The organism is Pseudidiomarina donghaiensis (assembly GCF_900116895.1).
GTDB lineage: Bacteria > Pseudomonadota > Gammaproteobacteria > Enterobacterales > Alteromonadaceae > Pseudidiomarina > Pseudidiomarina donghaiensis.
This window is the reverse complement of record NZ_FPCF01000007.1, coordinates 1-25,120: the sequence shown is the minus strand read 5'-3', so window position 1 is coordinate 25,120 and position 25,120 is coordinate 1. Positions and strand designations below refer to the sequence as shown.

The following is a 25,120-nucleotide window of genomic DNA, read 5'->3' as shown; positions in this document are numbered from 1 at the left end:
GGCTTAGCAGAAGGTTAGTGTTTAGATGGTGGGGATGAGCAAAAGGTTGAGTGGTGTGACAAAATAAAAAAAAGCACTCCGAAGAGTGCTTTTTGACGAATAGTTAGCGAATTTTACAAATTAACGTTTAATTGGTTTGAATTCGCGTTGGGCCGCGCCAGTGTATAGCTGACGTGGACGACCAATTTTCTGATTCGCTTCACCCATCATTTCGTGCCAGTGAGAAATCCAACCCACGGTACGTGACAAGGCAAAGATAACTGTGAACATATTGGTTGGAATACCAATTGCTTTCAAAATAATACCTGAGTAGAAGTCGACGTTCGGGTACAGCTTCTTCTCAACGAAGTATGGGTCTTCAAGCGCAATACGCTCAAGTTCCATTGCAACATCTAACAATGGGTCATTGATGTTTAGCTCTTTCAGTACTTCGTGTGCACTTTCGCGCATTACAGTAGCGCGTGGGTCAAAGTTCTTGTAAACACGGTGACCGAAGCCCATAAGACGGAACGGGTCGTTTTTGTCTTTGGCTTTGTCGATGTATTTTGGAATGTTTTCAACCGAACCAATTTCTTTCAACATGCGCAAGCAAGCTTCGTTAGCACCACCGTGCGCAGGGCCCCACAATGACGCAACACCAGCAGCAATACATGCATACGGGTTAGCACCTGAAGAACCGGCTAAGCGTACGGTTGAAGTTGACGCGTTTTGTTCGTGGTCAGCATGCAAGGTGAAGATGCGATCCATTGCTTTGGCAACAATTGGGCTGATTTTGTAATCTTCCGCTGGAACCGAGAACATCATGTTTAAGAAGTTCTCTGAGTAGCTTAGGTCGTTGCGTGGGTACACGAACGGTTGGCCAATACTGAATTTATAAGCCATGGCAGCAATCGTTGGCATTTTGGCGATTAAGCGATAGCCACTGCGAAGACGTTGTTTTTCGTCATGGATGTCTAAGTCGTCATGATAAAACGATGACAGAGCGCCGGTTACCGCACATAGCATTGCCATTGGGTGTGCGTCGCGACGGAAACCATTAAAGAAGTTATGCAAACCTTGGTGCACCATAGTGTGCTTAGTTATTGTCTGTTTAAAGGCCGCGTATTGTTCTTCGTTTGGCGCTTCGCCATGCAGCAGCATGTAACATACTTCGAGATAATCCGCTTGAGTTGCAAGCTGATCAATTGGATATCCGCGATGCAGTAGAATGCCATTCTCACCGTCAATATAGGTAATCTTCGATTCACATGAACCGGTTGCTAAGAAACCTGGGTCAAAGGTGAAAAACCCATGCTTGCCTAGAGTACGCACGTCAATTACATCATAGCCGGCTGTACCAGATAAAACTGGCAATTCAATGGATTGGCCGTCAATCTGCAGGGTGGCTTTACGATCAGCCATAAGGAAATCTCCTTGTTTAAGTCTGCTTCATCACTAAAAAGGGCGATAGAATTTACTTGATCTTAACCGTCAATGTCAATTCAAACGGTCGTTTAAACTGCATTAAACTGATGACTCATGTCAACTTAACAGTCCATAGCTTTGGTAAATGGCATGCAATCCGTTGGCAAATTTCAGTCGTACAGTGTTACGCATCAATGTGACATTTGGATGACTCAGCATGTTATACGCTGAAATCAAAACCCGTTGAATGCGACTAAGGTAGAATTGTCTTTCGGTACTGGATTTTATTGTCTTGATCTAGTCAGAAAAAATTTACGTTTTTATAGGAAACACACCGCTAAGGAATTGTAATTCATAAGCATGGCTTATATACTTTGGCGGCGATCTCACAGGGTCCTCTTCTGAATTGGATAGGGCGAGGATGTTTGAAGTTCCGAGCATGTTTCAAATGCTTTTCGTTAAGGCACAACAATCGTGAAAAAACAAAGACCTGTAAATTTAGATTTAAACACTATCAGCTTTCCAGCTGCAGCCATTAGTTCCATTTTGCACCGTATCTCTGGCGTGATCATGTTGGTCGGCGTCGGCTTTTTGGTGTGGGCACTGGCGACATCATTGCAGTCAGCAGAAGGTTTTGACATGGTGCACGGCTTATTGACTGGCTTTATTGCTAAGTTCATTGCTTGGGGCATTATGACTGCGTTGGGTTACCACTTGCTAGCCGGTGTTCGCCATATGTTCATGGATATGGGCCACTTTGAAGAACTCGATTCTGGCCGCATTAGCGCCAAAATTGTATTCGTTCTGGCTATCATTCTTTCAGTATTGGCGGGAGTTTGGTTATGGTAAAAGCTGCTTCAACTTTCGGCCGCACCGGTAGCCACGACTTTATTCTACTGCGTGCATCGGCCATTATTATGGCTCTGTACACCATTTTTATGGTGAGCTTCTTAGTTTCTGCAGACGCCATTACCTACGCAACGTGGACCAACTTGTTCGCGCACCTAGGTATGAAAATCTTCACTATGTTGGCGTTAACAGCCGTGCTTATTCACGGTTGGATCGGTATTTTCCAAGTACTCACCGACTACGTTAAACACACTGGCTTACGAGCTTTTCTTCAATACGCAGTCTGCGTCGCATTAATCGTTTACTGGTTAGCTGGTTTATTGGTTGTGTGGCCTGTGGAGGGTGTCTAAGTGAGCGTACAAACACTCGAATTTGATGCCGTAGTTATCGGCGCTGGTGGCGCTGGTATGCGCGCTGCTTTGCAAATTTCTCAGTCAGGCATGACTTGTGCCTTGATGTCTAAAGTATTCCCAACCCGTTCACACACGGTATCGGCGCAGGGCGGTATTACCGTAGCCTTAGGTAACGCGCACGAAGATAACTGGGAATGGCACATGTTTGATACCGTCAAAGGTTCAGACTATATCGGCGACCAAGACGCCATTGAGTACATGTGTAAAACCGGTCCAGAAGCAATTTTGGAACTGGAAAACATGGGCTTGCCGTTCTCACGTTTTGAAAACGGTAAAGTGTATCAGCGCCCATTTGGTGGTCAATCAAAAGCATTCGGTGGTGAGCAAGCGGCGCGTACAGCAGCTGCAGCTGACCGTACTGGTCATGCATTATTGCACTTGCTGTATCAGCAAAACGTTAAAAACAAGACCACGGTATTTTCTGAGTGGTATGCGTTAGACCTCGTGAAAAACGAAGACGGCGCTATTGTGGGTGTGACCACCCTGAATATTGAAACTGGCGAAATTTTCTACGTCAAAGCCAAGGCCGTTGTGTTAGCAACGGGTGGCGCTGGTCGTATTTTCGCTTCAACCACGAACGCACACATTAACACTGGTGACGGCGTTGGCATGGCACTTCGTGCTGGCGTACCAGTACAAGACATGGAAATGTGGCAGTTCCACCCAACCGGTATTGCCGGCGCGGGTACCTTGGTGACTGAAGGTTGCCGTGGTGAAGGTGGTTACTTGTTGAATAAAGACGGTGAGCGTTTCATGGAACGCTACGCACCGAACGCGAAAGACTTGGCGTCACGCGACGTGGTCGCACGTTCAATGATGACCGAAATTCGTGAAGGTCGTGGTTGCGATGGTCCATTAGGCCCGCACTTGAAACTTAAGCTTGACCATTTAGGTCGCGACGTATTGGAAAGCCGCTTACCAGGCGTGTGTGACTTGGCGAAAACCTTCGCTCACGTTGACCCAGCGGAAGAACCAATTCCAGTTATTCCAACCTGTCACTACATGATGGGTGGTATTCCGACGGACGTGAACGGCCAAGCATTGCAAATTGACGACAACGGTAACGCAACCCCAATTCATGGCTTATTTGCCTGTGGTGAAATTGCCTGTGTATCGGTTCACGGTGCCAACCGATTAGGTGGTAACTCGTTGTTAGACTTAGTGGTATTTGGTCGTGCAACCGGTTTGCATTTAGCTGACGCAATGAAGTCACTCAGCGACGCCAAAGAAGCTTCACAAGACGATATCGATGCAGCACTTGCACGCGTTCGTCGTTGGGAAGGCAACAAAGACGGCGAAGACCCAGTACAAATCAAGAAAGACTTGCAGCAGTGCATGCAGCTTAACTTCTCTGTATTCCGCGAAGGTAAGTCAATGGCGGAAGGTTTGGAAGAACTTAAGAAAATTCGCGAACGCCTTAAAAACGCTCGTCTGGACGACACCAGTAAAGAATTTAACACGCAGCGCATTGAGTGCTTAGAGTTAGATAACTTAATGGAAACCGCATACTCAACTGCGGTTGCAGCGAACTTCCGTACTGAAAGTCGCGGCGCACACAGTCGTGCCGACTTCCCAGAGCGTGATGACGACAACTGGTTAGTGCACACAGTTTACCGCCCGCAGGACGAGTCAATTGTGAAGCGCGAAGTGAATATGCAGCCAAAACTGCGTGAAGCATTCCCGCCAAAAGCGCGGACTTACTAAGGTTAGGTGACAACGATGAAGAAGTTGAATATTTCAGTTTATCGTTACAACCCAGACGTTGATAACGCACCCTACATGAAAGAGTACACCCTTGAGGTGGAAAAAAACCGTGACATGATGGTGCTCGACTTGCTGTTGTTGTTAAAAGAGCAAGACCCAACGTTGGCGTTCCGTCGCTCATGCCGTGAAGGCGTGTGTGGTTCTGACGGGTTGAACATGAATGGTAAAAACGGTTTGGCGTGTATTACGCCATTGTCTGCGCTGAAAGGCGGCGACAAGAAAATCGTGATTCGTCCATTGCCTGGTCTGCCTGTTATCCGCGACTTGATTGTGGATATGAGTCAGTTCTATACGCAGTACGAAAAAATCAAACCGTATCTTATCAACGACGACAAAACACCACCTGCGCGTGAGCGTTTGCAGTCGGTTGAAGATCGGGCGAAGTTGGACGGCTTGTACGAGTGTATTCTGTGTGCATGTTGTTCAACCTCATGTCCTTCGTTCTGGTGGAACCCAGACAAGTTTATCGGTCCAGCGGGCTTATTGAATGCGTATCGCTTCTTAATTGATAGCCGCGATACCGCAACTGAAGAACGCTTAAATGAGCTTGATGACGCGTTCAGCGTATTCCGCTGCCACGGCATTATGAACTGTGTAAACGTATGTCCTAAGGGTCTTAACCCAACGAAGGCTATTGGTAACATCAAATCCATGCTATTGAATCGCGCAATTTAATAAAATTGCTTAGATTTGCTATAGTAATGGCCGAGCTGTATCGAAATAGCCATCCAGCTTGGATGGCTATTTTTTTATAAAACGAGTGTGAAGGAACAGCGATGCAAGATGGCGTAATGCAAGCCTGGCTAGAATCCTCCCACCTGGCTGGTGGTAATATGGCCTATGTCGAAGAGTTGTTCGAGTTATATCTTGACGACCCGACAGCGGTTGGTGATGAGTGGCGCAAGTTCTTTGATCAATTGCCGCGCGAAGGCGCTGGTGTTGATACAAAGCACAGTGCAGTTCGTGAGCAATTCCGTACGCTGGCAAAAAATAAGCTGAAGCAAGCCGGCACGGTAACTGCGGGGGCTCCTGATCAAAAGCAAGTGAAAGTACTGCAATTGATTAACGCGTATCGCTTCCGTGGTCATCAGCACGCGAATCTTGATCCACTCGATTTATGGAAACAAGAACCGGTTGCCGATTTATCATTAGAGCACCACGACTTATCAAAAGACGACTTCGATAAAGAGTTTAACGTCGGCTCACTAGCGGTTGGTCAAGAGACCATGAAGCTTGGTGAAATTTTCGAGGTGTTGAACAATATTTATTGCGGCCCCATTGGTGCCGAGTACATGCATATTGTTTCAACCGAAGAAAAACGTTGGATTCAACAGCGCCTAGAAGGCGTTCGTGGTCGTCCGGAATTCAAATCTGAGCAACAGCAAAAAATTCTTAAAGAATTGATTGCAGCTGACGGCTTAGAAAAATACTTAGGCTCTAAATTCCCAGGCGCAAAACGGTTCTCGTTGGAAGGCGGCGATAGCCTTATTCCAATGCTTAAAGCCTTGATTAGTCGCGCGGGTGAGCAGGGCGGCAAAGAAGTCGTTATTGGTATGGCGCACCGTGGCCGTTTAAACGTGCTAGTGAACGTACTGGGTAAAAAGCCGCAAGACTTGTTTGACGAATTTGCCGGTAAGCATAGCAACAACAAAGGCTCGGGTGACGTGAAGTACCACTCAGGCTTTTCGTCTGATTTTGCTACTCCAGGCGGCGATGTGCATTTAGCCCTAGCGTTTAACCCGTCGCACTTAGAAATCGTTAACCCAGTGGTTATGGGCTCGGTGCGTGCGCGTATGGACCGCTTAGGCGACAAAACTGGCGCTAAAGTGTTGCCGATTACTATTCACGGTGACTCAGCCATTGCTGGCCAAGGCATTGTGCAAGAAACCTTCAACATGTCGCAGACACGTGCGTACCAAGTTGGCGGTTCAATTCGTATTGTAGTGAATAACCAAGTTGGTTTTACCACCTCAAAACGCGAAGACACACGCTCAACTCAGTACTGTACCGATATTGCAAAAATGGTGCAGGCGCCAATTTTCCATGTGAACGCAGATGACCCAGAAGCGGTAGTGTTTGTGACTCAATTAGCGCTTGATTTCCGCAATACGTTTAAGCGCGACGTGATGATCGACTTGGTGTGTTATCGCCGTCATGGCCATAACGAAGCCGACGAGCCAAGTGCAACTCAGCCATTGATGTACACCAAGGTGAAAAAACACCCGGTTGCGCGAGCTATTTATGCTGAGCGCTTGAGCAAAGCTGGCGTATTAGAATCTGGCGACGATGATCAATTAGTGAGCGACTATCGCGATGCCCTAGATAAAGGGGAAATTGTGGTAGATGAATGGCGCGAAATGAAGAGCCACTCATCTGACTGGACGCCATATATTGGTCAAGAATGGGACGTTGAGTACGACGCTAAAATTAGCAAGCAGCAGCTTGAGAAAATTGGCGTTGCCATGAGTACGGTGCCAAAAGAGCACAAGCTGCATTCGCGCGTGCAAAAAGTTTATGAAGAACGCATGAAAATGGCGAATGGTGAAAAAGCCGCCGATTGGGGCTTTGCTGAAACCTTAGCCTATGCCACTTTGGTTGACGAAGGCGTGCATATTCGCCTAACCGGCCAAGACAGTGGCCGCGGAACCTTCTTCCATCGTCATGCGGTGCTGCACAATCAAAAAGACGCAGCCACGTATATGCCGCTGAACAATATTCGTGACGGCCAAGGCCAAATCGAAATTTATGACTCGGTGTTGTCAGAAGCGGCAGTTGTTGCTTTTGAATACGGTTACGCCACTGCAGAACCAAAGTCGTTGGTTATGTGGGAAGCGCAATTTGGTGACTTCGTGAACGGTGCGCAAGTGGTTATTGACCAATTCTTAAGCTCAGGCGAGCAAAAATGGGGCCGCTTATGTGGTCTAACATTATTGCTACCGCATGGCTATGAAGGTCAAGGCCCAGAACATAGTTCGGCGCGTTTAGAGCGGTTCTTACAGCTCTCTGCTGACCATAACTGGTCGGTGTGTGTGCCAACCACGCCAGCGCAGGTGTTCCACATGATTCGTCGTCAGCAATTGCGCCCGGTTCGCCGTCCGCTTATTGTCATGACTCCGAAGTCATTGTTACGTCATCCGTTAGCTGTTTCTGAGCTGGATGAAATGACCACCGGTACGTTCCAGAATGCGATTGGTGAAATCGATTCTTTGGCGCCGAAAAAAGTGAAACGCGTGGTAATCTGTTCAGGCAAAGTGTACTACGACCTGTTACAAGAGCGCCGCAAGCGTGAGCAAGAGGACGTTGCAATTATTCGTATTGAACAATTGTATCCGTTCCCTGCAGAAGAAGTCGCTGAAATCATGAAAGATTATCAGCATGTAAAAGATTTTGTTTGGTGTCAGGAAGAACCGCAAAACCAAGGTGCTTGGTACAGTAGTCAGCACAACTTCCGGGCGGCAATTCCTAAGGGCGCAGAACTAACTTACGCAGGTCGTGAAGCTTCGGCAGCACCAGCAGTAGGTTATTTATCTGAGCATAACAAACAGCAACAAAAATTAGTCGATGACGCGCTAACCATTAAATAGGTGACAATTGACCATGGCTATTGATATTAAAGTTCCACAACTTCCTGAATCTGTTGCAGACGCAACAGTGGCTACTTGGCACGTGAAGCCAGGTGACAAAGTCTCGCGCGATCAGAATCTGGTCGATATCGAAACCGACAAAGTGGTGTTGGAAGTGGTTGCACCTGCTGATGGCGTAATCGGTGAAATCATCGCTGAAGAAGGTGCCACTGTTGGCGCCGAAGAAGTGATTGGCAAGCTTGAAGAAGGCGACGGTGCTGCTGCGGACAAATCAGACGACAAATCTGACGCGAAAGCGGATGACAAAAAATCTGAGCAGAAAGACGACAAGAAAGCGGACAAAAAAGCCGACAAAAAAGCGTCTGGTTCAGGCGAAAAGCTTGAAGTGAAGGTACCTCAGTTACCTGAGTCTGTTGCTGACGCAACTATTGCTACCTGGCACGTAAAAGCTGGTGAAGCAGTGACTCGCGACCAAAACTTAGTTGATATTGAAACCGACAAAGTTGTGCTTGAAGTTGTTGCCCCAGCTGACGGTGTGTTGGCGGAAATCAAGCAAGAAGAAGGCGCAACAGTCGGTGCTGATGACGTGATTGGTATTGTTGAAGCTGGTGCGTCAGCGGGCTCAAGCGAGTCGTCAAAAGAAACGGCTAGCGACAGCAAAGAAGACGCTGCAGACGAAGGCGATAGCGAAGTTGCTGGCCCAGCTGTACGTCGCATGTTGGCGGAAAACAACTTGAAAGTGTCTGACGTAAAAGGCACTGGTAAAGGCGGGCGCGTGACGAAAGAAGACGTTGAGAAACACTTGAAAGACGGTGCAGCGAAGAAATCTGAGCCAGCTAAGGCTGCAAGTGCTCCAGCGCCAACTGCCGGTGACCGTGACCAGAAACGTGTGCCAATGACACGTCTGCGCAAAACCATTGCGAAGCGCTTGTTAGAAGCGAAGAACGCAACCGCTATGTTGACCACGTTCAACGAAGTGAACATGAAGCCAATTATGGACTTGCGTTCGAAGTACAAAGACGAATTTGAAAAACGTCACGACACGCGCTTAGGTTTCATGGGCTTCTACGTGAAAGCTGTTACTGAAGCATTGAAACGCTTCCCAGAAGTGAACGCGTCAATTGACGGTGACGACATTGTGTACCACAACTACTTTGATATCAGCATTGCGGTATCAACGCCACGTGGTTTGGTGACACCAGTATTGCGTGACACCGACAAGATGAGCATTGCTGAAATTGAAAATGGTATCCGTGACCTCGCTATCAAAGGCCGTGACGGTAAGTTGACCATGGACGACATGCAAGGTGGTAACTTCACCATTACCAACGGTGGTGTATTTGGCTCATTGTTATCAACGCCAATTTTGAACCCACCACAAAGCGCTATTTTGGGCATGCACAAAATTCAAGATCGCCCAATGGCTGTTGACGGTAAAGTGGAAATTTTGCCGATGATGTACTTAGCATTGTCGTATGACCACCGCATTATTGACGGTAAAGAATCTGTTGGTTTCTTAGTAACCATCAAAGAGTTGTTAGAAGATCCGCAACGTTTGTTGTTGGACCTATAACATAATGCACAGCCGCTGTGTTGCAATTGCGTGTCAATTGAAGCAGCGGCTGTATTTTTTGCGCGCAAAACTGTAAAATACGCGCGAATTTTCGGGTAAGCAGCATGACGCTGCTTTTGTTGTTCAAACGAATCGGAAGATCATCATGAACTTGCATGAGTATCAGGCTAAACAACTCTTTAAAGAGTTTGGTTTGCCAGTATCTGAAGGCTTTGCAGTTGACACTGCTGACGAAGCCGTTGAAGCTGCCAAAAAAATCGGCGGTGATCGTTGGGTTGTTAAAGCTCAAGTACACGCAGGCGGCCGCGGTAAAGCGGGCGGTGTTAAATTAGTTTCTAGCCATGACGAAGTGCACGCATTTGCGAGCAACTGGTTAGGTAAAAACTTGGTGACTTACCAAACAGACGCAAACGGTCAGCCGGTTGCTAAAATTTTGGTAGAAAGCTTGACTGATATCGCTTCAGAACTGTACTTAGGCGCAGTTGTTGACCGTGCTACACGTAAAATCGTGTTCATGGCGTCAACCGAAGGTGGTGTTGAAATCGAGAAAGTTGCTGAAGAAACGCCAGAAAAAATCTTGAAAGCAATCATTGACCCAACGGTAGGCGCACAGCCATTCCAAGGTCGTGAGCTTGGCTTCAAATTAGGCTTAAACCCAGAGCAAGTGAAGCAATTCACCAAAATCTTCTTGGGTTTGGCGAAAATGTTCGAACAATATGATTTCGCATTGTTAGAAATCAACCCGTTGGTTATTACTGAGCAAGGCAACTTGCATTGCTTAGACGGTAAAATCAACATTGACAGCAACGCGTTGTATCGTCAGCCAAAAATCCGTGAAATGCACGACCCGTCGCAAGAAGACGAGCGTGAAGCACAAGCGGCTAAATGGGAACTAAACTATGTTGCACTAGACGGTAACATTGGCTGCATGGTAAACGGTGCAGGTTTGGCGATGGGTACAATGGACATCGTTAAATTGTCTGGTGGCCAACCAGCGAACTTCTTGGACGTTGGTGGCGGCGCTACCAAAGAGCGCGTTACTGAAGCATTCAAAATCATCCTGTCTGACAGCGCTGTTAAAGCGGTATTGGTTAACATTTTCGGTGGTATCGTTCGTTGCGACATGATCGCTGAAGGTATCATGGGCGCCGTTGAAGAAGTCGGCGTGAAAGTGCCTGTAGTTGTGCGTTTAGAAGGTAACAACGCAGACTTAGGTCGTCAGAAATTAGCAGAAAGTGGCCTGAACATCATTGCAGCAGAGAGCTTGTCTGACGCTGCTGATAAAGTGGTTGCTGCGGCAGGAGGTCAATAATGTCTATCTTGATCGATAAAAATACCAAAGTTATCTGCCAGGGTTTCACTGGCGGCCAGGGTACTTTCCACTCTGAGCAAGCTATTGCTTACGGTACGCAAATGGTTGGTGGTGTAACTCCAGGTAAAGGCGGTCAAACGCACCTTGGTTTACCAGTATTCAACACTGTACGTGAAGCAGTTGAAGCAACTGGCGCAACGGCATCAGTTATCTACGTACCAGCGCCATTCTGTAAAGACTCAATTATTGAAGCTGCAGACGCCGGTATCGAACTGATTGTATGTATCACTGAAGGCATTCCAACGTTAGACATGCTTTACGTGAAAGAATACTTGACGCACAAAGGCGTGCGTATGATCGGTCCTAACTGCCCAGGTGTTATCACGCCTGACGAGTGTAAGATCGGCATCATGCCTGGTCACATTCACAAAGCAGGTAAAGTAGGTATCGTATCGCGTTCAGGTACTTTGACTTATGAAGCGGTTAAGCAGACGACTGACGAAGGTTTCGGCCAGTCTACCTGTGTTGGTATCGGTGGTGACCCAATTCCTGGTTCAAACTTCATCGATATTCTTGAATTATTCGAGAAAGATCCAGCAACTGAAGCGATCGTCATGATCGGTGAAATTGGTGGTACTGCAGAAGAAGAAGCGGCTGAGTACATCAAGCACAACGTAACCAAGCCAGTTGTATCTTATATTGCTGGTGTTACAGCTCCTCCAGGTAAGCGTATGGGCCACGCCGGTGCGATTATCTCTGGTGGTAAAGGTACTGCTGACGAGAAATTTGCAGCATTAGAAGCTGCGGGCGTTAAAACAGTACGTAGCCTTGCCGATATCGGTAAAGCGTTACGTGAGAAAACTGGCTGGTAAGCTACGTTTTTAACTGCAACGTCTGTTACGATAAAAGCCGCTCATTTGAGCGGCTTTTTTGTAACTAACGCGCTGTAGCAACAAGGATAAACATGTTCAGAACCGCTATGTTGTTTTTATTATCGCTACTCGCGTTTGCCGGCAATTCGGTGATTAACCGCTACGCGTTATTGAACCAGAATATTGACCCGAATACATTTGTGGCGGTGCGCATTGTCAGTGGCGCGATTGCCATGCTGGCAATATGGTATGCGGTGACGGTTGTTATAAAATCGCGGCAAGCGAAGCGTCAACAGCCAGCGGTTACTGAAGCTATAACTAAGGTTGCCCGCCGCGGAACTTGGTGGGGCGCGTTTACATTAGCCTTATATGCGGTCGCGTTTTCGTTAGCTTATAATCAATTGGAAACAGGCTTTGGTGCACTCATCTTGTTTGCTTCAGTGCAGTTATCCATGCTTGCCGTTGGCTGGTTACAGGGTAACAAACTCACAACAAAGGAAGCGCTTGGTAGCAGTTTGGCCCTGGCCGGGCTTATGTATTTGGTTTATCCAACGCTTAGCGTGCCGAGTTCGCTATGGGCCTGTGTTGCCATGGTGACAGCCGGCACCGCTTGGGGGCTTTATTCACTGCATGGTCGCGGCAGTGCCTCACCATTAACAGACACCACCTTTAATTTCGTGCGCGCAACGCCGGTTGCGGCCTTGCTACTTATCTGGCAGTGGGGCGACATGGTCATTAGCACGCAGGGGGTGGTTCTGGCTGTATTTTCTGGCGTGGTGACCTCGGGGCTTGGCTACGCGATCTGGTATTTGGTGCTACCTCAACTCAAGGTGTCAACGGCAGCTATTGGCCAGCTTTCGGTACCGCTGATTGCCGCAGCGGGCGGGGTGCTATTCGCGAGCGAATTAATCACCCAACAATTAGTGGTTGCTGCGGCGCTTATTGTTGGCGGCATGCTGATCGTCATTCGAAAATCGACAAAATAATTGAAATTCTCTACGCGTCACTATGATCTTTATAAAATTGTAATATTTGAATTACCTGTCTACTATTAGTGCATAACAAATGTGGTGAGAGTGTTAAAAACTATAAGGATTCTCTCCATGAAAAAAATAATACTTATTGCTGCGCTAATACTCGCAATTTGGAATTACTACGAAGAGCAACAACCTCGCCCAGAAAACCGTAGCGGTTTACTGGCTGAGTTTGTGCAAAGCGTACAGGGGCAAGTATTAAAAAAAGACCCTAAATTTCAATGCGATGCCCGAAAATACTGCCCGGAAATGACCTCTCGTGAAGAGGCCGAGTACTTTCTACGATTCTGTCCTGACGCGCAGCTAGACGACAACCACAACGGTATACCTTGTGAAAATGATGCGCGTTTTTAATCTTATTAAGAAACACTGGCATGGCGATTATTCGCTTGGTAAGGCTTATTGGCTTATTGGTGTTGGCTTAACCTGCTGCTTAAGTCTGCTGGCGTATGCGCTCAATCAATTGTTGCTTCGTTTAGAGATTGGGCAGTCGCTATTTAGCACCTTAGTGATCGGTTTATATTCGTTCACCGCACTATTTACCATCTGGCAGTTGGTTGGTATTTGGCGCTCCGCCAAGTACCACACCTCGCACGGTGGGCGTCAAGGTTGGGCAACCGCCGCGCAAGTGATGGTGGTGGTTGCCGCGTTGCGTGCGGTGTTTGACTTCAACCAGTTTGGATTGCCGATGATGCAAGGCAGCGTGGGGTTAATGAACACCAGCGAATTAACCCGTCGCGTTGAACTTCGAGTGCTCAATCAAGGCACGGAACTAGAGCTGATAGGCCCGTTGCCGCAAGGCACCAGTGAAAGTGTTCAAGCTATATTGCAGCGTTTTTCATCAGTGCGAGTGATTCATTTAAACTCGCCCGGTGGACGTATTAGCGAAGGTGTGAATTTATATCATTTAATTCAAGAATATCAGCTAGACACTTATGTGCCTAGTGAATGCTCAAGTGCCTGTACTATCGCTTTTATGGGCGGCCAACAACGGTACTTAAGCAAGCGTGGAATTTTGGGCTTTCATAGTGCGTCGCTGCACCAAATTGATGGCACCGATGTGCAAGAAATTAATGACGACTTTAAGCGCATTTATCGCCTGCATGGGGTTTCCGAAAGCTTTATTCGCCAAGCCGTGCGGGTAGACGGGGCAAATATATGGTACCCAGGGCCGTTAGAGTTGGTTGAGGCGCGGGTGGTGGATGAATTAGTGCAAAGTGAGCGCTTTGCGCCAAGTAATGCAACCCACAGCTTGGCGACTACCTGGCGCGCGGAGCTGCTCATGCAAGGGCCTGACGACGAGTTAGTGGCCTATTGGCGTGCCAATGTCGATATCATGAACTATTTGAATTATGTTGATGCGCAATATTGCGTGGACTATTTGTACCCGCAATGGGCCAAACAACCGATTGATGTTGAAGCGCTGATACCGATTAATTTGATTAGCGCATATCGCCAAGCCAAAACCAATTTGGTTGAACGTACGCAACTGAGAAATAACTTTCGCTATCAACCAGGTACTGCCAACGTCATGCTAGAACAAGTGCTCAGCGAAGTTGGCCGATATGACGTCTTGTACCCGCAGGTATTTCAGCAACCTAGTGACTATCGGCCCCATGCCCGGTTGCTTTGCCAGGCGACTATCGCGGTTTATGAAGGGGCTTTACGATTACCTACCCATGAACGACAAGCTGCGCTGCTACGATTTATGCAGCAGCGCTAAGCTTATTTTCTTAGCCATGACAAATGTGCGTTATAGCGCAGCAATGGCTTCTTCAGCGGCCGCTAAGGCTTGCTGGCGAGGCTCATCACCTAGGTTAACACCCTCGGCGCGGACAACATGTACGTCGGTAATGCCAATAAACGCCAATACGTTGCGTAAGTAGCTTTCTTGATGGTCAAGCGCTGCGGCTTCGCCTTGACTGTACACACCACCGCGACCTGAGGCGATATACGCCGTTTTACCTTGCAACAAGCCTTGTGGACCTTGCTCGGTGTATTTAAACGTTACGCCGGCTTTAAGAACGCGATCAAGCCAGGCTTTTAATTGCGTAGGAATGGTGAAATTGTACATAGGTGCACCAATCACCAATACGTCGGCCGCTTGTAATTCAGCCAGTAATTCTTCGCTAAGCTCATTTTGCTCGGCCAATAGCGTTTCTGCGTCTAAGTGGGGGACCGGGTTCACAACTAAATCGCGATGGGTTACTTGCGCATCGCCATTGCGAGTTAAATGCGCTACCACGTCACGGCTTAGTTTGCGGCTTACCGATTGCTCAACAAAAATACCTGAATCAATGTGTAGAATGTTCATATAAAAACCTCTCAAAACGGTTGTGCGCTGTATGCTAAAAAGCTGATGGTGGCTATGATATAAGCGTTCCGTTTTAAGTGGTAGTGGGCTATATTGGGAATTACCGTTCCAAAAGTGGAACGGTTGGTATTGCTATCATCTAGCAGCGAGAGGCACCATGAGCTTACCAGATTTAACCAACTACATGATATTCGCGCGGGTTGCTGCTGCCGGCAGTATTAGCGCCGGTGCGCGCGAGTTGAATATGCCCAAGTCGACCATTAGCCGCCGGTTAACCGAACTTGAAGAAGCCCAAGGCGTTCGATTAATGCACCGCAGTACGCGAGGGTTGAAGCTAACCGATATTGGGCAAGCGTTTTTAGTGCATTGTGAAACCATGGTGGCTGCTGCAGAGGCTGCGCAACAAGTGACCCAATTGGTGCAAGAAACCCCGCGCGGCGATATTCACGTGAGTTCGCCTTACGCCATCAGCCAAAGCATGTTGGTGCAGTTGTTGCCAGAATTCTTAGCGCGATACCCCGAGGTTAGAGTGAACCTCATGGTGACCAATCGGCCGGTTAATCTTATTGACGAAGGCATTGATGTGGCGCTGCGGGTACGCGCCACTATTGAAGACTCATCATTGATTGCGCGGCCATTATCTGACGCACCGCAAACTTTATACAAAAGCCCCAACAAGGGTGACGTTGGCGCCATTCAACAGTCGTTGCAGCACCCACTTGATCTGGTGCATTTTCCTCATTTAAGTTTGCATTACACGAGCGGGCGCTATCGTTATGATTTAACGACTAGTCATGGCGAAAAGCTGACGGTGAGCTTTCGTCCGCGTTTGATCACCGACGACATGATTGTATTGCGCGAGGCTGCAATAGCAGGGCTTGGTATTGTTGCGCTACCCAATTATATGTGCGAAGAGGCTGTTGCTGCCGGTTTGCTTGAACCGGTGCTGCCCAAGTGGTCGTTACCTATGGGCATTATGCACATGGTCTATCCTTATCGACGAGGGCTATTGCCGGCCGTGCGTGTCTTTGTCGATTATCTGGCTGAACATTTACCAACTACGGCGCAACGCTCACTAAATACGACATAAGGGCTTTTATTTTTAAGCCAAGCCACTACAATCATTCAAACAAGCGTTTAAAAATAACAATAAGGCACGGTTATGGACTTTACTCCCAGTGAAAAAACGTTGCAGTACCGCAAACAACTCATTGCGTTTATGCGTGAACACATTGAGCCAATTGAAGCGGATTACCACAAAGAAAACCGCCGCTTAAATGGCGATGCGAACTGGCGTGAATGGCAGGTGCCGCCAGCGGTTGAAGCGTTAAAAGCTAAGGCAAAAGCAGCGGGGCTGTGGAACTTGTTTTTACCGGATGAAAAGTTAGGCGCTGGGTTGTCGACGCTAGAATATGCGCCGTTGGCCGAAGTTATGGGGCATAGTTTGCTCGCGCCTGAAATATTCAATTGTAATGCGCCCGATACCGGCAATATGGAAGTGTTGTACCACTTTGGCAGTGACGCGCAACGTGAGCAGTGGCTGACGCCGTTGCTCAATGGCGATATACGCTCAGTGTTTTGCATGACCGAGCCGGATGTGGCTTCGTCGGATGCTACCAATATGCAAGCCCGCATTGTCGCAGACGGTGATGAGGTGGTGATAACTGGTCGCAAATGGTGGTCCACAGGCCTTGGTCACCCCAATGCAAAATTTGCCATTGTGATGGGCCTTACCGACCCTGATGCGGCAAAACATCAACGCCATTCCATGGTCATCGTACCCTTAGACACCCCAGGCGTAACTATTGAGCGCATGTTGCCGGCTTTTGGTGAATATGACGCGCCCTATGGCCACGGAGAGGTGCTGTTTGACCAAGTTCGGGTGCCAAAAACCAATGTGATCGGAAACTTGGGTGATGGCTTCAAAATTGCCCAAGGGCGCTTAGGCCCGGGCCGCATTCATCATTGCATGCGCGCCATTGGCGCTGCTGAAAAAGCTTTACAGCTGTTTATGCGCCGTGGCCAAGAACGGATAGCCTTTGGTAAACCGTTATTGCAACTGAATGGCAATTTAGAGCGCGTGGCGGACATGCGTATTGCCATTGATCAAGCGCGTTTACTCACCTTTTATGCAGCCTGGAAAATTGACCAAGTTGGCGCCATGAAGGCGCTGGCGGAAATTTCAGCAATTAAAGTGGTTGCCCCTAACGTGCTACAACAAGTGGTCGATGAAGCGATTCAGCTGTTTGGTGGTGCCGGCATGAGCCATGACACACCGTTAACTGGTTTGTTTGCTATGGCGCGTGCGCTGCGTATTGCCGATGGCCCAGACGCGGTGCATCGCAATACCATTGCTAAAGTTGAATTAGCCAAGTATCGGGAGGCATAAGTGGCCAGTCACATTGAAGACGTTGCTGGGCAAGTGCGCGAGGGCGAACAACTACCTGAGGAACAGCTAGCGGCGTGGTTACAGCAACAGTTACCTGAGTTGCAGGGGGCCATGCAAGTAACCCAGTATAGCGGCGGCGCCTCAAATTGGACCTACCGCTTGCAGTTTGATAACGCCGATTTAATTCTCCGTCGTCCGCCAGCTGGCACCAAAGCCAAGTCAGCCCATGACATGGGCCGTGAATATCGTATTCAAAAAGCGCTAAAGCCGGTATTTTCGTATGTGCCGTCTATGCGCTTGTACACCGATGATGACACTATTATTGGCGATGAGTTTTATGTTATGGACCGGGTGGCTGGCATTATTCCTCGCAAGAACATGCCGCGCGAACTGCAGTTATCTGAGCAACAAACCCGTCAACTGTGTCAAAACGCTTTAGATGTGTTAATTGAACTGCACCAAGTAGATATTGAAGCTGCCGGCCTGACAGACTTAGCTAAAGGTGCCGGCTATACCGAACGCCAAGTTAGCGGCTGGTGTGAGCGTTATAAGCAAGCCAAAACCTGGAATGTGCCGTCAGGCAAGGGCATTATGCAGTGGCTAAAAGCTAATATGCCTGCCACCGAAACCATTTGCATGACGCATAACGATTTTCGCTTTGATAACCTTGTGCTTGATGTGAATGACCCAACTCGAATTATTGGCGTATTAGATTGGGAGTTAGCCACTTTAGGTAACCCGCTGATGGACCTCGGTAACAGCTTAGCCTACTGGATTCAAGCGGATGACGACCGTATTGCGCGCTCGACAAGGCGTCAACCTACCCATTTACCGGGCATGTTCACCCGCGCCGAAGTCATTAACTACTATTGCGAAAAAATGGGCGTGAATGTCGCCGATTTTCGTTTTTACGAAGTGTTTGGGCTATTTCGTTTAAGCGTTATCGCGCAGCAAATTTACTACCGCTATCACCATAAGCAAACTCGCAATCCAGCCTTCAAAAACTTTTGGTTTTTGGTGAATTACTTGCATTGGCGTGCCCGTAAACTGATGAAGAATAAATTAAATAAGGAATGACATGCGTAAAACAATATTAATTACCGGCGCCAGTTCTGGCTTAGGCGAAGGTATGGCTCGTGAATTTGCCAAACAGGGCCGTAATTTAGCCCTATGCGCACGCCGTACCGAGCGTTTAGACGCGTTAAAACAAGAGCTTGAGCAAAAGTACCCAAGCATAAAAGTGTCAGTGAAAGCGCTTGACGTAAATCAACATGACGATGTTTTCGAGGTGTTTAAAGCTTTTAAAGAAGAATTCGGCAGCATTGACCGCGTGATCGTGAACGCAGGAATGGGCAAGGGCGCTTCGCTGGGCACCGGCTACTTTTATGCCAACGTGCAAACCGCACAAACTAACTTTGTTGCGGCATTGGCTCAATGTGAAGCCGCTTTAGAAATTTTCCGTGAGCAAAACAGTGGGCATTTGGTGACTATTAGTTCAATTAGTGCCTTGCGCGGCATGCCGCGGGCCATGACGGTTTACGCGGCCACAAAAGCAGGCTTACTGGCCTTAACCGAAGGCATTCGTGCTGACTTAATCAAATCACGCTCGCCCATAAAAGTAAGTGCAATACTGCCTGGCTATATACGCTCAGAAATAAACGAAAAAGTAAAAAACACACCGTTTATGATCGACACCGAAACCGGCTGTCGCAAGTTAGTGCAAGCCATTGAAAAAGAGCCCGTACAGGCTTTTGTCCCGGGCTGGCCTTGGGCGTTGATTGGCTTTTTAATGAAGCGTCTGCCGTTAAGATGGGTCATGAAACTAGGGTAAATATGTTGGTATGAAACATTTAAGAATCTATTGAGTTGATTAAAAATCTTGTTGCTTTTAGTTATTAAATTGTTATAAACGCTTTATAACAAACCAATAAAAGCACGGACGCTCATGCAAACTCAACAAGGAAGTACCCCGCTTTTGCGCGCCGTGGGCGCATTCTGGAGGGCTTGTCGCCGATGCATACGACGGTACGGTTGAGATTGAGCAGGTAAACGGTGAAACCATCACCCGCACCTATGTTGATGACATTGCGGTTATCAAAAGTACAGCCTTAGGTACTACTGCACCGCGCTACGACATCACCTACACCTTGCGTGACCGCTTAGGCTCGGTGGTAACGCTAACCAACCACCACAACCTCATTATGGAGCATCGTAGCTACGACCCATTTGGCAAGCCACGCTATGGCACCATGCAGGCTAGCTCCACGGCCACGCTATTGACCATCGCCAGCGGCACACCGTTCACCCAACGCGGCTTCACCGACCACGAGCACATTGATGAAGCGCAGTTGATTCATATGAACGGGCGGGTGTACGATTACAACCTTGGCCGCTTTTTAAGTGTCGACCCGTTCATACAAGCGCCGGGCAACAGCCAAAGCCTGAACCCGTATTCTTACATTATGAACAACCCGCTGGCGGGAACAGACCCGAGCGGGTATATTGCCAAGTGTGTGTTATCGATACACTGTGATAGTGATGAGCCGATAAATGGCGTCCGAATAATATCTAGAACCCAAGATTACGCTCAGTTATCGAGTAATGGTTCCAGCAACGGTCAAACTGCTGAGGCAAGCTCAATCGCGAATGTCGGTAAACCGATGGATATAGGGTCGCAGAAGGACATAACTCAAAACTCAGGCGGAGGAAATAGCGGGACAAGTCAAGGAAGTGGCTCACTCCAAGATCAAATCAAATCAGATGCTCATAATTCGATAGTTCGTGGTGGTGAGGACCTTGGCGTAGAAATGGGATATGGGTCGTATGTTAATTATGGAGGTGTTGATGCTAAGTGGGGAGATATTTCACTCAATGAAAATGGGCATATCAGTAGTGCTGAAGTTTTGTGTGATTACTCATGCCAGCGAGAGGCGGCTGAATTTGGTCAAATAACTGCTAACGATTTATCTCGCGCAGCAATGCAAATAAGTATAAGAAATAGTAGTCGACAAGCTGCAGTTGCGTCTGGGACGGTTCTAGCTATTCCGTTAGTTATGGTGGCTCTACCGAAAGTAGGAACCTCCACAATCGTTGGGCTAGTTAAACCATTTCGAAAGTTCGGAGAGCTACCTAAAGCCCAGAAGGAAGCCTGCGTAGGGATTGCATTAAATCTCTGTGGTCCGGGAAGCCCAGTGGATGATTTGCTCAAACCTAAATCACCTTACACTATGCCTCAACCGGGACCTAGTAAGCTTGCGCCCGCTGGTGGGCATATTATACATCCAAGGCGATTTATAGATAGAAGTCGTGCTTCAGGAGTAGATGGATAAAATATGTTTATTTTTAGCGAGGAAAGCAGATGGAAAAATATTGCAATCATTGCAGCATTTTTTGTGTTCGGCATATTATTAGTTGAGCCGTTTTTGCCTGGGCTATTTATATTAATTGCTATTGTTTGTTCGAGATGTATTGCTAAAGAGCAACTTGCCGGAAAGATTTTTTTTGATAAAGAAAATTTGGTTGAGTTCAGTAGTGATTACTATTTTGCTTTCTATCGAATGCTGCTTTCAGGATCATATATCATTGTAGCCTTTAGACATTCAAATCAATTTACTCTAGATATTGCATTCTTTTTGGTCTGGTTCGTTGGATACGTGATTTATTGGTATACGACTTTTTTCATTCCTTCTAATGGAGAATTTTCACCTGTATTAAGGAATCATGCGATTATTGGGGCATTATTTAGTAGTATATTTTTGCTCGCGATGTTTTCGTGGATTATTACGAACTTTAATGAGTTTTCTTGGTTTAGTGGCATCCTTACTAATCCTTTAGAAGCGATTTTTAAATTTGGTAAGGCGCATTGACGAGGGTGTTCAGAATTATGTGTCAGCCAATTAGTCACAGGGCACGAACGCCGTGCATAGTGTTCTAAAAGGTAGCGGAAGCACGGCCACATTCACATATGACAACAACGGCAACTTGCTCAGTGGCGATGGCAAAAGCATTGTATACAACACCGACAACAAACCAATCCGCATTGAAAGCCCGACGGCGGTGAGTACCTTGGTGTATGGTGCGGATGGCATGCGGGTCAAGCAAGTCAATTCAAGCGCCCGAGGGGTTGAAACCACGCGCCAGGCACCGAGGGCGCCCATCACAGCATTGCATATACACACCGCGACCGTTTAGGCTCGGTGGTGACGCTGAGCAATGCCGATAACATCGTGATTGAGCACCGCAGCTACGACCCTTTTGGAAAACCTCGCCACGGCAGCCTGGAAGCGAACTTACCTGCAACCCTGCGCGGTTTACTGGGCGGAAATGACCCCATTACATTGCGCGGCTTCACTGACCACGAGCATTTAGACGAAGCGCAGTTGATTCACATGAACGGGCGGGGGGTATGATTACAACCTCGGCAGGTTCTTGTCGGTTGATCCATTCGTTCATGAAGGCTCACAAGGTATCAACCCTTATTCATACATGATGAATAACCCGCTGTCAGGAACGGATCCAACGGGTTACAGTCCTGAAAAAGAAACCATTGAACTAAAAGAAGGTGACAAAATAGTTCAAGATGCTGATGGGAATAGATATGTAGATCAAGGAGGAGATTCTCTCGTTAAAGTTGAATCCGTGAGCGTTACCAAAGGAAGTACCAATGTAACGACTACATTTGGTGATAACGGTTCAGTTAAGGGGGTAAGTGCAACCAATGGAAAAAATAGTGTCTCAATTACAGATATCGGCGGGCAGCAGCAAATATCTGTTTCGAACGGAGGGCAAACCAGTAACCTCAGTGTAAGCCAAAACGAGTGGGACTCTCTAGCTGAAGGTGATTTAGGCGCATTGTATAAATCAAGAGCCTTGAAAGGTGACAATGTAGGCAATGTTGGCCTTGGGGTGTGGGGAAGCTTTAAAGATAATGAAGATGTTCATGGCTTCTTAGGTGCTATTTATTGGAAATCGTTTGTAGGCTCATTGACAAAATTGAACAGTTACGCTGCTTTATCAGGTGATGCCGCATATTTTCCGTTTATGGAAAATTCAAATGTAAAATTAATGATGGCACATATCCATAATAAACCTATGGCTATTAGAATTGCGCAGGAGCACCTTAACGCCGTTCAAAATGATTATAACAATGATCGAACAGGCATTCGAGGCATGTTATCAGAGAGACAGATCACCAGTTATCACCATAAAGTGTTTAGGGAATTTAATGCTAACGTAGGTAGATATGGAGGAACTCTAGGCCACGGAGAGTTACCAACGCCAATATCCAATGCAGTTCGTAACTTTTCAAAGTTATTTTATTGCCAGCCTGCATGCGATAGCAATTAAGGAAGAAAGTATGAAACGTTTAAGTATTTTGATCTTTAGCTTGCTTGCAAGTTGTTCCGATACAAATCCAGAGTTTGTAAAGTGGCATGATTATTCAATACCTGCATCCTATATTCTTGGTGAAATAGGAGGTTCGGGGTTGTATAGCATAGGGGCTGAAACAAGAGATGATGTAACTGTTGAACTTCAATCGGATACTATCGTTGGCAAGTATGTGCAATACACCTTAACACCGGCAAGTAATTTCTCGAATGATGAAGCAAAGGCAAGAGCACTTAATTTAGCAACAGGTGGTGGGATTCTAGAACAACACGGATCTGGCTTGTATAAATTGTCTCAGGATAAAGAGTCAATACACTGGCAATTAGTCTCACCTGAATATAATGGAAAGACACTTGTTGATGTTGAGCCTGTTGCGACGTGTTCACAGCTTAAATCATCTCCAGCATCTTGTACTTTCGGCTTTGTAGATGATGGTGTGTATTACACTTTTTCATTAAGTGGCAGCAATATATCGAACCATCAGGATGTCAGATATTTAATAAGAACAAAACTTTCTGAATGGAAAGTACATTAACTTGTTTAAAGCCCGCACTTGCGGGCTTTATTATGTCTTGGCCTATGCCGCCAACTCGTTGTCGTTGGACTGTTCGGCCTATTTCGTGGCTTCCTGCTCTGCCTGTTGCCCGGCGATATACTCACTGGCCATGGCCTTGTGTTTATTGATGCTCATGCAGCGGGCTAAGGTTTTCAGCCTTGCCTCAAGGGTTGGGGTTTCGCCTTTATCACGTTGCCCGCTTTGCGCATCCAGCTCCTGGCCATTGATAAACCAGTTGCAGTTATCTTTGTGGCGACTTCCGGCCACGTAGCTGGCTGCTCTGTCCATCGCCGTTGTATACAGCACAAAGGTATCGCCATCAACGGTAGCCCCCTGGCTTGAGTAAATCGTACAGGCATAAGCCTGCACCAATTGCAGCCTGCCTTGCTCGTCCGAGTAATCCGACTGATAAAAGCTGACCGTGCGGCCTGAATCGAGCCTGACGGTATAGCGAATATCATCTTTTAGCTGTAACACTTGGGTAATGGTGCCTTGCACGCCATTGGTGAAATCGCGCTTATAATCGTTTTTGGTAAAGCGCACCCGCTCACCTGTTGAGAACGCAAAATACAGGCTCTGGTTGGACACCACACACTCGGTCATAATGTTTTCTGTGCCCAGCTTGCCTTGGTTCTGATACACCTTGCGCACCAATTCGTTGAGCGGCTTTACGTCTTTCAAGCGCTGCGCCAGGATCATGCTTTCTTTATCCGGATTGGCCTCAGTGTAGACTTGCCAGAGCTTGACCAGTTGCGCACGGGCGGTTTGGCTGTCGTCCTCGATATGCAACAAGCCCTTGCCCTGAAAGCTGTCCAGCGCCGCTTTGGCGTTGCCGCCTCTCAGGTCGTTAACCGCCGTACGCGCCCACGCTTCCCGTTGCCTGCGGATGGTATTTATTCGGGCACAGCCCTGACGCTGTGACAAATAGCGCAGACTGCCGCCATGGGTGCTCGCATCCATTTGCTGCTGCTCGCCGACCAGTACCAGCTTGGCTACAGCACGGTGCGCCGTCTGCATCAGTAGCAGTAAATCCGGGGTAGCTAATTGGCCTGCTTCATCGAGTAAAATCACCGATACGTATGGTCGCTTCGGTAACCTTGCTAGCCAGATCGTACATAGCAACAACGGGGCGAGCAGTACCAGCGAATGGTATAGCTACGATGACCTGCACCGTTTAACGAGTAGTAGTTTAAGCTCAGGCGGAACGATTTCGTACAGCTACGATGCAATTGGTAACTTAACGCAGAAAAGCGATTACGCGAGCAGTATGAGCTACGGCGCAAGCGGTAAGAGCAATATCGGTAATGCAGGGCCGAACGCGGTACTTAGCGCGACACTTAGTGGTGGTGGCAACGCAAATTTCAGTTATGACAATAACGGCAACTTAATTAGTGGCGCAGGCAAGCGTATTACCTACAATCCCATGAACAAGCCGACCCACATTAATGCAGGTGGCACCACGGTCAGCTTTGCCTATGCTGCCAATGGACAGCGCTATAAGAAGGTTATTGGCGGCGATAACACACTGTATTACATTGACGGTACGGTTGAAATTGAGCTGGTCAACGGTGAGACCATCACCCGCACCTATGTTGATGACATTGCGGTTATCAAAAGTACAGCCTTAGGTACTACTGCACCGCGCTACGACATCACCTACACCTTGCG

The 25,120-nt window shown here is 47.6% G+C and carries 24 protein-coding genes and 1 pseudogene; 22 read left to right on the top strand and 3 right to left on the bottom strand.

What is annotated here, in order from left to right:
• Nucleotides 1-120: 120 nt before the first annotated feature.
• The gene (locus BM334_RS10765) at nucleotides 121-1,401 is read right to left on the bottom strand and encodes a citrate synthase (protein ID WP_092841606.1); all 1,281 of its coding nucleotides are present in this window, start codon (nucleotides 1,399-1,401) and stop codon (nucleotides 121-123) included.
• A gap of 477 nt (nucleotides 1,402-1,878) precedes the next feature.
• On the opposite strand from BM334_RS10765, the gene sdhC reads away from it, so the two are divergent.
• The 11 genes from sdhC (at nucleotide 1,879) to BM334_RS10710 (ending at nucleotide 14,528) form a co-directional block, all read left to right on the top strand.
• Entirely contained in the window at nucleotides 1,879-2,253 is a 375-nt protein-coding gene (gene sdhC, locus BM334_RS10760) for a succinate dehydrogenase, cytochrome b556 subunit (protein WP_055438742.1), read from the top strand.
• Complete coding sequence (gene sdhD, locus BM334_RS10755) at nucleotides 2,247-2,603, top strand: succinate dehydrogenase, hydrophobic membrane anchor protein (RefSeq protein ID WP_055438743.1); 357 nt, start codon at nucleotides 2,247-2,249, stop codon at nucleotides 2,601-2,603. The genes sdhC and sdhD overlap by 7 nt, the downstream gene beginning before the upstream one ends.
• The gene (sdhA, locus tag BM334_RS10750) at nucleotides 2,604-4,370 is read left to right on the top strand and encodes a succinate dehydrogenase flavoprotein subunit (RefSeq protein ID WP_092841604.1); all 1,767 of its coding nucleotides are present in this window, start codon (nucleotides 2,604-2,606) and stop codon (nucleotides 4,368-4,370) included. It begins immediately after the preceding gene.
• 15 nt (nucleotides 4,371-4,385) lie between these two features.
• Complete coding sequence (locus BM334_RS10745; protein ID WP_055438745.1) at nucleotides 4,386-5,105, top strand: succinate dehydrogenase iron-sulfur subunit; 720 nt, start codon at nucleotides 4,386-4,388, stop codon at nucleotides 5,103-5,105.
• A gap of 101 nt (nucleotides 5,106-5,206) precedes the next feature.
• Nucleotides 5,207-8,014, top strand: a complete 2,808-nt coding sequence (gene sucA / locus BM334_RS10740; protein WP_092841602.1) for a 2-oxoglutarate dehydrogenase E1 component — start codon at nucleotides 5,207-5,209, stop codon at nucleotides 8,012-8,014.
• A 13-nt stretch (nucleotides 8,015-8,027) separates the two neighbouring features.
• Nucleotides 8,028-9,587, top strand: a complete 1,560-nt coding sequence (gene odhB, locus BM334_RS10735; protein ID WP_092841600.1) for a 2-oxoglutarate dehydrogenase complex dihydrolipoyllysine-residue succinyltransferase — start codon at nucleotides 8,028-8,030, stop codon at nucleotides 9,585-9,587.
• A gap of 145 nt (nucleotides 9,588-9,732) precedes the next feature.
• A complete protein-coding gene (sucC, locus tag BM334_RS10730; protein WP_092841598.1) occupies nucleotides 9,733-10,899 on the top strand; it encodes an ADP-forming succinate--CoA ligase subunit beta in 1,167 nt (388 codons plus the stop codon).
• A complete protein-coding gene (gene sucD, locus BM334_RS10725) occupies nucleotides 10,899-11,771 on the top strand; it encodes a succinate--CoA ligase subunit alpha (RefSeq protein WP_055438749.1) in 873 nt (290 codons plus the stop codon). The genes sucC and sucD overlap by 1 nt, the downstream gene beginning before the upstream one ends.
• Before the next feature lie 92 nt (nucleotides 11,772-11,863).
• Complete coding sequence (locus BM334_RS10720; RefSeq protein ID WP_198677377.1) at nucleotides 11,864-12,757, top strand: DMT family transporter; 894 nt, start codon at nucleotides 11,864-11,866, stop codon at nucleotides 12,755-12,757.
• A 117-nt stretch (nucleotides 12,758-12,874) separates the two neighbouring features.
• Complete coding sequence (locus BM334_RS10715; protein WP_092841596.1) at nucleotides 12,875-13,159, top strand: excalibur calcium-binding domain-containing protein; 285 nt, start codon at nucleotides 12,875-12,877, stop codon at nucleotides 13,157-13,159.
• Complete coding sequence (locus BM334_RS10710; RefSeq protein ID WP_126801849.1) at nucleotides 13,137-14,528, top strand: COG3904 family protein; 1,392 nt, start codon at nucleotides 13,137-13,139, stop codon at nucleotides 14,526-14,528. The genes BM334_RS10715 and BM334_RS10710 overlap by 23 nt, the downstream gene beginning before the upstream one ends.
• A 30-nt stretch (nucleotides 14,529-14,558) precedes the next feature.
• On the opposite strand, the gene BM334_RS10705 is transcribed toward BM334_RS10710, so the two are convergent.
• On the bottom strand, nucleotides 14,559-15,119 hold the full coding sequence (locus BM334_RS10705; RefSeq protein WP_092841592.1) for an FMN-dependent NADH-azoreductase: 561 nt from the start codon (nucleotides 15,117-15,119) through the stop codon (nucleotides 14,559-14,561).
• A gap of 157 nt (nucleotides 15,120-15,276) precedes the next feature.
• Here BM334_RS10705 and BM334_RS10700 point away from each other — a divergent pair, with 157 nt between their 5' ends.
• The 10 genes from BM334_RS10700 to BM334_RS10655 all read left to right on the top strand — a co-directional run bounded on the left by BM334_RS10700 (nucleotide 15,277) and on the right by BM334_RS10655 (nucleotide 23,431).
• Nucleotides 15,277-16,209 (top strand): LysR substrate-binding domain-containing protein, encoded by a 933-nt coding sequence (locus BM334_RS10700; RefSeq protein ID WP_092841590.1) that lies wholly within the window; start codon nucleotides 15,277-15,279, stop codon nucleotides 16,207-16,209.
• Between the two features lie 72 nt (nucleotides 16,210-16,281).
• On the top strand, nucleotides 16,282-17,508 hold the full coding sequence (locus BM334_RS10695) for an acyl-CoA dehydrogenase family protein (protein WP_092841588.1): 1,227 nt from the start codon (nucleotides 16,282-16,284) through the stop codon (nucleotides 17,506-17,508).
• Nucleotides 17,509-18,585, top strand: a complete 1,077-nt coding sequence (locus BM334_RS10690) for a phosphotransferase family protein (RefSeq protein WP_092841586.1) — start codon at nucleotides 17,509-17,511, stop codon at nucleotides 18,583-18,585.
• A gap of 1 nt (nucleotide 18,586) precedes the next feature.
• A complete protein-coding gene (locus BM334_RS10685) occupies nucleotides 18,587-19,339 on the top strand; it encodes an SDR family oxidoreductase (protein ID WP_092841584.1) in 753 nt (250 codons plus the stop codon).
• Between the two features lie 370 nt (nucleotides 19,340-19,709).
• Complete coding sequence (locus BM334_RS10680; protein WP_092841582.1) at nucleotides 19,710-20,837, top strand: RHS repeat domain-containing protein; 1,128 nt, start codon at nucleotides 19,710-19,712, stop codon at nucleotides 20,835-20,837.
• A gap of 3 nt (nucleotides 20,838-20,840) precedes the next feature.
• On the top strand, nucleotides 20,841-21,374 hold the full coding sequence (locus BM334_RS10675; protein WP_092841580.1) for a hypothetical protein: 534 nt from the start codon (nucleotides 20,841-20,843) through the stop codon (nucleotides 21,372-21,374).
• A gap of 52 nt (nucleotides 21,375-21,426) precedes the next feature.
• Nucleotides 21,427-21,699, top strand: a complete 273-nt coding sequence (locus BM334_RS10670; RefSeq protein ID WP_092841578.1) for a hypothetical protein — start codon at nucleotides 21,427-21,429, stop codon at nucleotides 21,697-21,699.
• Nucleotides 21,700-21,707: 8 nt separating this feature from the next.
• Nucleotides 21,708-21,917, top strand: coding sequence for a hypothetical protein (locus BM334_RS10665; RefSeq protein WP_092841576.1), 210 nt, complete (start codon nucleotides 21,708-21,710; stop codon nucleotides 21,915-21,917).
• 19 nt (nucleotides 21,918-21,936) lie between these two features.
• Nucleotides 21,937-22,854, top strand: a complete 918-nt coding sequence (locus BM334_RS10660; protein ID WP_092841574.1) for an RHS repeat-associated core domain-containing protein — start codon at nucleotides 21,937-21,939, stop codon at nucleotides 22,852-22,854.
• Between the two features lie 10 nt (nucleotides 22,855-22,864).
• The gene (locus BM334_RS10655) at nucleotides 22,865-23,431 is read left to right on the top strand and encodes a hypothetical protein (protein WP_092841572.1); all 567 of its coding nucleotides are present in this window, start codon (nucleotides 22,865-22,867) and stop codon (nucleotides 23,429-23,431) included.
• A gap of 78 nt (nucleotides 23,432-23,509) precedes the next feature.
• On the opposite strand, the gene BM334_RS10650 is transcribed toward BM334_RS10655, so the two are convergent.
• Entirely contained in the window at nucleotides 23,510-24,523 is a 1,014-nt protein-coding gene (locus BM334_RS10650) for an AAA family ATPase (protein WP_157981885.1), read from the bottom strand.
• Nucleotides 24,524-24,719: 196 nt separating this feature from the next.
• On the opposite strand from BM334_RS10650, the pseudogene BM334_RS12860 reads away from it, so the two are divergent.
• Nucleotides 24,720-25,120 (top strand): annotated as a pseudogene (locus BM334_RS12860) (hypothetical protein); the annotation flags it as partial.

Excerpts from the sequence above, each read along its gene's own strand:
- BM334_RS10765 (WP_092841606.1), bottom strand. The coding sequence starts at position 1,401 with ATGGCTGATCGTAAAGCCACCCTGCAGATTGACGGCCAATCCATTGAA.
- sdhD (WP_055438743.1), top strand. The coding sequence starts at position 2,247 with ATGGTAAAAGCTGCTTCAACTTTCGGCCGCACCGGTAGCCACGACTTT.
- BM334_RS10745 (WP_055438745.1), top strand. The coding sequence starts at position 4,386 with ATGAAGAAGTTGAATATTTCAGTTTATCGTTACAACCCAGACGTTGAT.
- sucA (WP_092841602.1), top strand. The coding sequence starts at position 5,207 with ATGCAAGATGGCGTAATGCAAGCCTGGCTAGAATCCTCCCACCTGGCT.
- odhB (WP_092841600.1), top strand. The coding sequence starts at position 8,028 with ATGGCTATTGATATTAAAGTTCCACAACTTCCTGAATCTGTTGCAGAC.
- sucC (WP_092841598.1), top strand. The coding sequence starts at position 9,733 with ATGAACTTGCATGAGTATCAGGCTAAACAACTCTTTAAAGAGTTTGGT.
- sucD (WP_055438749.1), top strand. The coding sequence starts at position 10,899 with ATGTCTATCTTGATCGATAAAAATACCAAAGTTATCTGCCAGGGTTTC.
- BM334_RS10720 (WP_198677377.1), top strand. The coding sequence starts at position 11,864 with ATGTTCAGAACCGCTATGTTGTTTTTATTATCGCTACTCGCGTTTGCC.
- BM334_RS10715 (WP_092841596.1), top strand. The coding sequence starts at position 12,875 with ATGAAAAAAATAATACTTATTGCTGCGCTAATACTCGCAATTTGGAAT.
- BM334_RS10705 (WP_092841592.1), bottom strand. The coding sequence starts at position 15,119 with ATGAACATTCTACACATTGATTCAGGTATTTTTGTTGAGCAATCGGTA.
- BM334_RS10700 (WP_092841590.1), top strand. The coding sequence starts at position 15,277 with ATGAGCTTACCAGATTTAACCAACTACATGATATTCGCGCGGGTTGCT.
- BM334_RS10695 (WP_092841588.1), top strand. The coding sequence starts at position 16,282 with ATGGACTTTACTCCCAGTGAAAAAACGTTGCAGTACCGCAAACAACTC.
- BM334_RS10685 (WP_092841584.1), top strand. The coding sequence starts at position 18,587 with ATGCGTAAAACAATATTAATTACCGGCGCCAGTTCTGGCTTAGGCGAA.
- BM334_RS10680 (WP_092841582.1), top strand. The coding sequence starts at position 19,710 with ATGGAGCATCGTAGCTACGACCCATTTGGCAAGCCACGCTATGGCACC.
- BM334_RS10675 (WP_092841580.1), top strand. The coding sequence starts at position 20,841 with ATGTTTATTTTTAGCGAGGAAAGCAGATGGAAAAATATTGCAATCATT.
- BM334_RS10655 (WP_092841572.1), top strand. The coding sequence starts at position 22,865 with ATGAAACGTTTAAGTATTTTGATCTTTAGCTTGCTTGCAAGTTGTTCC.